The 5,534-nt window shown below is 62.5% G+C and carries 7 protein-coding genes and 2 tRNA genes; 7 read left to right on the top strand and 2 right to left on the bottom strand.

Features of this window, described 5'->3' with window-relative positions; all coding sequences use genetic code 11:
* The coding region (locus tag JCM12178_RS16850; protein WP_157054982.1) for a tyrosine-type recombinase/integrase at positions 1–385 on the top strand (385 nt) is incomplete at its 5' end.
* A gap of 139 nt (positions 386–524) precedes the next feature.
* Here JCM12178_RS16850 and JCM12178_RS16845 read toward each other — a convergent pair.
* Both JCM12178_RS16845 and JCM12178_RS16840 read right to left on the bottom strand, forming a co-directional pair.
* A tRNA-Asp gene (locus JCM12178_RS16845) sits at positions 525–601 on the bottom strand.
* Positions 602–640: 39 nt separating this feature from the next.
* A tRNA-Val gene (locus tag JCM12178_RS16840) sits at positions 641–716 on the bottom strand.
* Positions 717–959: 243 nt separating this feature from the next.
* On the opposite strand from JCM12178_RS16840, the gene JCM12178_RS16835 reads away from it, so the two are divergent.
* The 6 genes from JCM12178_RS16835 to JCM12178_RS16815 all read left to right on the top strand — a co-directional run.
* Positions 960–1,760 carry a BMP family ABC transporter substrate-binding protein gene (locus tag JCM12178_RS16835; RefSeq protein WP_245628847.1) on the top strand — a complete coding sequence of 267 codons (801 nt, stop codon included), beginning with the start codon at positions 960–962 and terminating at the stop codon, positions 1,758–1,760.
* 97 nt (positions 1,761–1,857) lie between these two features.
* Positions 1,858–2,052, top strand: a complete 195-nt coding sequence (locus JCM12178_RS20110; RefSeq protein WP_245628846.1) for a hypothetical protein — start codon at positions 1,858–1,860, stop codon at positions 2,050–2,052.
* Positions 2,053–2,106: 54 nt separating this feature from the next.
* Entirely contained in the window at positions 2,107–2,754 is a 648-nt protein-coding gene (locus JCM12178_RS16830; protein WP_054653104.1) for a phosphoribosyltransferase family protein, read from the top strand.
* A complete protein-coding gene (locus JCM12178_RS16825; protein WP_245628845.1) occupies positions 2,751–4,259 on the top strand; it encodes an ABC transporter ATP-binding protein in 1,509 nt (502 codons plus the stop codon). Before JCM12178_RS16830 ends, JCM12178_RS16825 begins: the two co-directional genes overlap by 4 nt.
* Positions 4,259–5,287 (top strand): ABC transporter permease, encoded by a 1,029-nt coding sequence (locus JCM12178_RS16820; protein WP_245628844.1) that lies wholly within the window; start codon positions 4,259–4,261, stop codon positions 5,285–5,287. Before JCM12178_RS16825 ends, JCM12178_RS16820 begins: the two co-directional genes overlap by 1 nt.
* Before the next feature lie 36 nt (positions 5,288–5,323).
* Positions 5,324–5,534 (top strand): ABC transporter permease subunit (locus JCM12178_RS16815; protein WP_439646719.1); only part of this gene is annotated, 211 nt, incomplete at its 3' end.

The raw sequence follows: 5,534 nt of genomic DNA, 5'->3' as shown, positions 1-5,534 counted from the left end.
CGATGAGGTTCCCATGGCCGACGCTCTCCGGGCAGAGCTTGCCAAGCGCAAGCTGCAAGCCGGTAAAGCGGAATTTGTGTTTGACCAGTCCCTTTGGATGGTCCGGGACAGCCACAATCGGTGGCTGAGCAAGCTGTGCGACAAAGCCGGGGTCAGGCAATTCGGGTTTCACGGCATCCGCCACCTGTCGGCAAGCATCGGCATGGAGACCGGAGCAAACATTCTGGACATCCAGCAGTTGCTTCGCCACACCTCTACACGCACGACGGAACGGTACATCCACCGCACCACCAGAAACAACCGGGCGGTGAGCGCCTTGGACAAGGCCATGCGGACGCCGTCGAGCGAACACGGCCTGTGGGACAAGGCAGAAGGTGAAAGCTGATGAGGTACAGCCAAGTTGAGAAAAGTGCCGAAAAAGCTGTGTGCCACCTGAAGCTATACTGAAGCCACGGGCACGAGCCACGAAACGCAAAAACGGCACAAAAAAAGGGTCACACTTTCGTGTAACCCTTTGATTTTAATGGCGGAGCCGAAGGGACTCGAACCCTCGGCCTCCGGCGTGACAGGCCGGCGTTATAACCAGCTTAACTACGGCTCCGCTTTAACGGGACAAGCGTGTTAAGCGACGCTCACCCGGTGGTGGGCGGTGCAGGGCTCGAACCTGCGACCCTCGGCTTGTAAGGCCGATGCTCTCCCAACTGAGCTAACCGCCCATCGGGAAGAGAGCTTATAGCCGCATAGGTAGCCGCTGTCAATCAGATTTCGACCGCACAGACAGTGATTCTTTCGCCCCATACAGAAAGCGCCGAGGTTGCCGCCCGCCTGACACAACCACCGATTCATAACGGACTTTTCCACGCCTGCGGCTTGACGTCCATGTGAAATTCGGGGCAAACTTTTGCGTCTTTTCAAAACGCCTTTTGCAAACAGGTACATCATCAACGGGAGAGATGAGGATGAAACGTTTTCTGACCCTGAGCGTGCTCGCCATGCTCTGCATGCTGCTGGCAGCGCCCGGCGTGGCCATGGCCAAGAAGAAGATCAAGGCCGGATTCGCCCTGCTCTGGACCATCGACGACAGGGGCTGGACCACGGCGCACTACAACGGCATCCAGTTCATGAAGGATAAGCTCGGCGACGATGTCGAGATCATCTACAAGGAAAAAGTGCTCGGCCCCGACGCCGAACGCGTGTTCCGCGAATTCGCCGAGGAAGGCTGCGACATCATCTTCGGTACCACCTTCGACCACATGGAGCCGCTGCTGCGCGTGGCCAAGGACTACCCGGAAATCAAGTTCGAGCACTGCTCCGGCTACAAGACCGCGCCCAACATGCGCACCTACATGGTCCGCATCTATCAGGCCGACTACCTCTGCGGATACCTCGCCGGTCTCATGGGCTTCAAGAACGTCGGCACCGTGGGCACCCATCCGATTCCTGAGCCCGTTCGCGGCGTGAACGCCTTCACCCTCGGACTGCAGCGCGGCCTCAAGGAAGCTGGCGTAAGCCACGGCGACACCGTCAACACCGTGGCCTGGCTGAACTCCTGGGCCGACCCGGTCAAGGAAACCACGCTGGCCGAGACGCTGGTGGCCAAAGGCCATGACCTCATCCGCCAGATGGCCGACACCCCCGACAGCTCCCTTGCCGCCTGTTCCGCCGGTGTTCCGGCCATGGGCTACGGCACGAACGCCGCCTCCTGGGGTGCCGAATGCGCCCTCTCCAGCGCCCTGCTGAACTGGGGCCCTACTATGTGAAGGCCATCGAAGACGTGCAGAACGGCACCTGGAAGACCGGCTCTTACTGGAAGGGCTTCGAGCCGACGGCGTACGCCTTGCCGAGTTCAAGGACTCCGTGCCGCAGGACGTGCGTGAAAAGGTCATGACCGCCATGCAAGAGCTCAAGGACGGCAACGACACCATCTTCACCGGCCCGATCTTCGACCAGAGCGGCAAGGAAGTGCTGCCCGAAGGCAAGAAGTTCGATGACGGCCAGTTGCTCTCCATGCAGATGCTCGTCAAGGGCGTCAAGGGCAAGCTCGCCAAGTAACGATAATCACAGCGCTCCCGCCCCGGCGGGAGCGCCTTCTTTCCGGAGGTTTCCATGGACGTGCTCGGCGCCAGAGAATCCGGCGAAAAGTACCGCCTTTCGGTAGACGGCCTTTCCTACGACATCGAGATTCCCTACGTCTCGCTGCCCTCCCCGAACGGTCTGGTCAAGATCGCCTCCTTCAACCTCGTGGGGCAGATCAAGCTGAACGAAGACCTCGGCAAGCTCATGGCCGCACAGATTCGCGAGACCGTGGGCGATACCGAGGGGATAGCGATCCTCACCGTGGTGGAAAAGGCCCTGCAACTCACGCAGGTTGCCGCCACCGATCTTGGGCTCGACGCCGTGGCCGTGGCCTACAACCGCGTCAAGCCGCACATGGAAGCTGAACGCCGCCCAGTCATTCAGGTGGGCACCGATTCCATCACCAGCGGCGGCAAGTTTCTTGCCGTGTACGAACGCGACCTGAACCTTCTGGCCGAGGCACGCGGCATCGTACTGATCGACGACGTGGTCTCGTCCGGTGGAACCATCCTCGGACTCGCCGACCTTCTTGAAGAGATGGCCGACCGCCGCGGCATCGAGGTGCCTGAAATTCTGGGTATTTACTGTGTGGCGCAGGAAGGCGAAAAGCACCCGTTGCTGCCTGCACCACTCCACTCGCTGGCAACGCTGCCAAAACCCGCGCGCGAATCTAAATGACACAGGACGCTCCCCTGCTATCCTGCCGCGGGGTGACCAAACGCTTCGGCAAGGTGGTCGCCAACCGCGACATCACGCTGGAGGTCCGCGCCGGACAGGTGCAGGCCGTGCTCGGCGAAAACGGCGCGGGGAAATCCACGCTCATGTCGGTCATCTCCGGCCGCTACCGCCCGGACGCCGGGGAAATCCGCATGAAGGGCCGTACGGTGTCCTTTTCCAAACCCGCAGACGCCATGCGAATGGGTATCGGCATGGTCTACCAACGGTTCATGCTCGTGGAGCGCCTTACCGTTGCCGAAAACATCCGGCTTTCCGCTGGATCGTGCGGCATTTCCGCCCGCGAGGCCAACCGACGCATGGCCGAGCTTTCCGAACGCTACGGGCTGGACGTCGACCCGCACCGCACGGTTGCGTCCCTTTCCATGGGCGAAAAGCAGCGGGCGGAGATTCTGAAGCTGCTGGTACAGGACGCCCGCGTACTCATCTTCGACGAGCCCACCGCCGTGCTGAGCCAGCCGGAAGCCGAACGGCTCTTCGAGATTTTCAACCGCCTGCGCAGCAACCAATGCGGCGTGATCTTCATCACCCACAAGCTGGACGAGGTCATGGCCGCCGCAGACTTCATCTCCATCCTCAGACGCGGCCGCATGATCGCCGGGCTGGCGCCTTCGCGCATCGAAAGCAGGCGCGAGCTCGCCCGGCTGATGGTAGGCAGGGAGTTCGTGCTGGCCGTGGACAAGCCCGAGATTCAAGCGGGCGATCCCGTACTCGAACTTGAAAACGTATCCGGAAAAGGCGTGGCCGGTCGGACTGGCTTCAAGGACGTGAGCCTGACCATCCGGAAGGGGGAAATCCTCGCCGTTATCGGGGTGGCGGGCAATGGACAATCTTCGTTGGCCTCGGCCATCACCCGCGCTTCTGATTCGGGTGAACCGACCTCCGGCACCATCCGCTTCCTCGGGGAGACTGTCGAGGCCGTTCGCTGGAACGGCAGCGAAGCCATCGGCTACGTCCCCGAAGACCGCCACCGTACCGGCAGCGTTCACGGCATGTCGCTGGCCGAGAACTTCGCCCTGACCCGCCTGAAGGACTGCGGCGATGGGCCGTGGCTGGACAGGGGCACAGTTCGCCGCGAAACAGCACAGGCCATCAGTGACTTTTCCATCCGGGCCACCGGACCGGACGACGAGGCCGGGAGCCTTTCCGGCGGCAATCTGCAAAAGCTCATCCTCGCCCGCGAGCTGGCGCGAAACCCGGCCCTGTTCGTGGCCGAGCAGCCCACGCAGGGGCTGGACATCGCCGCCACCGAAGACATCTGGGCCTCGCTCATCAAGCAGCGCGAACACTCTGGCATCCTGCTCATCTCGGGCGACCTGAAGGAAGTGCTAACACTGGCGGACCGCATCGCGGTCATGTTCCGCGGACGCATTCTCGAAGTGCTCGACGCGCTCGACACGGACGCGGTGGGCAGGATCGGCCTGCTCATGGCGGGAGGGATGGAATAATGGACATACGCATCCTCCCCCGCACCGAGCCGATTCGACACAAGGCGCTCGTCACGGCCCTTCTTTCGCTGGGATTTGCCCTGCTTGCAGGGGCGCTCGTCTTTCTTGGCCAAGGGGTCAATCCGCTTGAAGCATACGCAGTCATGGCCTCGGGCGCGCTCGGCAGCCTGAACGGCTGGGCAGAGATCGCGGTTAAAGCGATCCCTCTGACTCTGACGGGCCTTGCCGTTGCCGTGGCCGCAACCATGCTTTTGTGGAACATCGGTGCCGAAGGCCAGTTCGTCTGGGGGGCCATCGGCGCTGGCTGGGCCGCGCTGTATCTTTCGCCCTCGCTGCCGCCCATGCTGGTGGTCCCGGCCTGCCTGCTCTTCGGGGCTGCGGCGGGTGCCATGTGGGCGACCATCCCTGCCGCGCTCAAGGTCCGGTTCGGAGTCAGCGAAATTCTGACCACGCTGCTCCTGAATTACGTGGCCATCATCTTCATGGAGCATCTTTATTTTGGCCCGTGGCGTGACCCCATGGCCTTCGGGTTTCCCGGCACGCCCATCTTTCCGGAGTCGGCATGGCTGCCGAGGCTCGGCAAGACCCGACTGCACATGGGCGCGGGCGTGGCGGTTCTGGCCGCTGTCTGCCTGCATTTCCTGCTGGCTAAGACCAAATGGGGCTACGGCATCCGGGTAAGCGGACACAGCCCGCAAGCCGCGCGGTACGCGGGCATCAGCGCCGCCAAGCAGACCTTCACGGTCATGGCCATGGCCGGGGGGCTGGCCGGACTCGCTGGAGTCGGCGAAGTCTGCGGCATCCATTACGTCATCCGCGAAGGCGTGAACCCCGGCTACGGATACGACGGCATTATCGTGGCCTGCCTGGCCGGGCTTCGGCCCGCACTCGTCCCGGTGTACGCATGGTGCTCGGGGCGTTTCTCATCGGTGCGGACAGACTGCAATCCGCCATGCAGCTTCCCTCGTCCATCGGACTGGTGCTCGAAGGCGCGTTGCTGCTCGGCCTGCTGGTTTCCGAAGCCGTGACCCGATACACTGTGAAATTCGGCAAGGAGGATGACGATGTTTGAGGATCTCGCCTTCATCGCGACCATCGCCATCAAGTCGTCCATCGCCGTACTTTTTGCAGCAGTGGGCGAAGTCTTTGCCGAACGAAGCGGCGTTCTGAACCTCGGCGTGGAAGGCATGATGCTCACGGGTGCCATGGTCGGTGCCGCGGCAGGCATCGCATGGGGCGACCCGTGGCTGGCAGCCGCCTGCGGCATGCTGGCCG

This window comes from Salidesulfovibrio brasiliensis JCM 12178 (assembly GCF_001311825.1).
In the GTDB taxonomy this organism is placed as follows: domain Bacteria; phylum Desulfobacterota; class Desulfovibrionia; order Desulfovibrionales; family Desulfovibrionaceae; genus Pseudodesulfovibrio; species Pseudodesulfovibrio brasiliensis.
The sequence above is the reverse complement of the archived record's forward strand: the minus strand, read 5'-3'. Positions and strand labels throughout refer to the sequence as shown.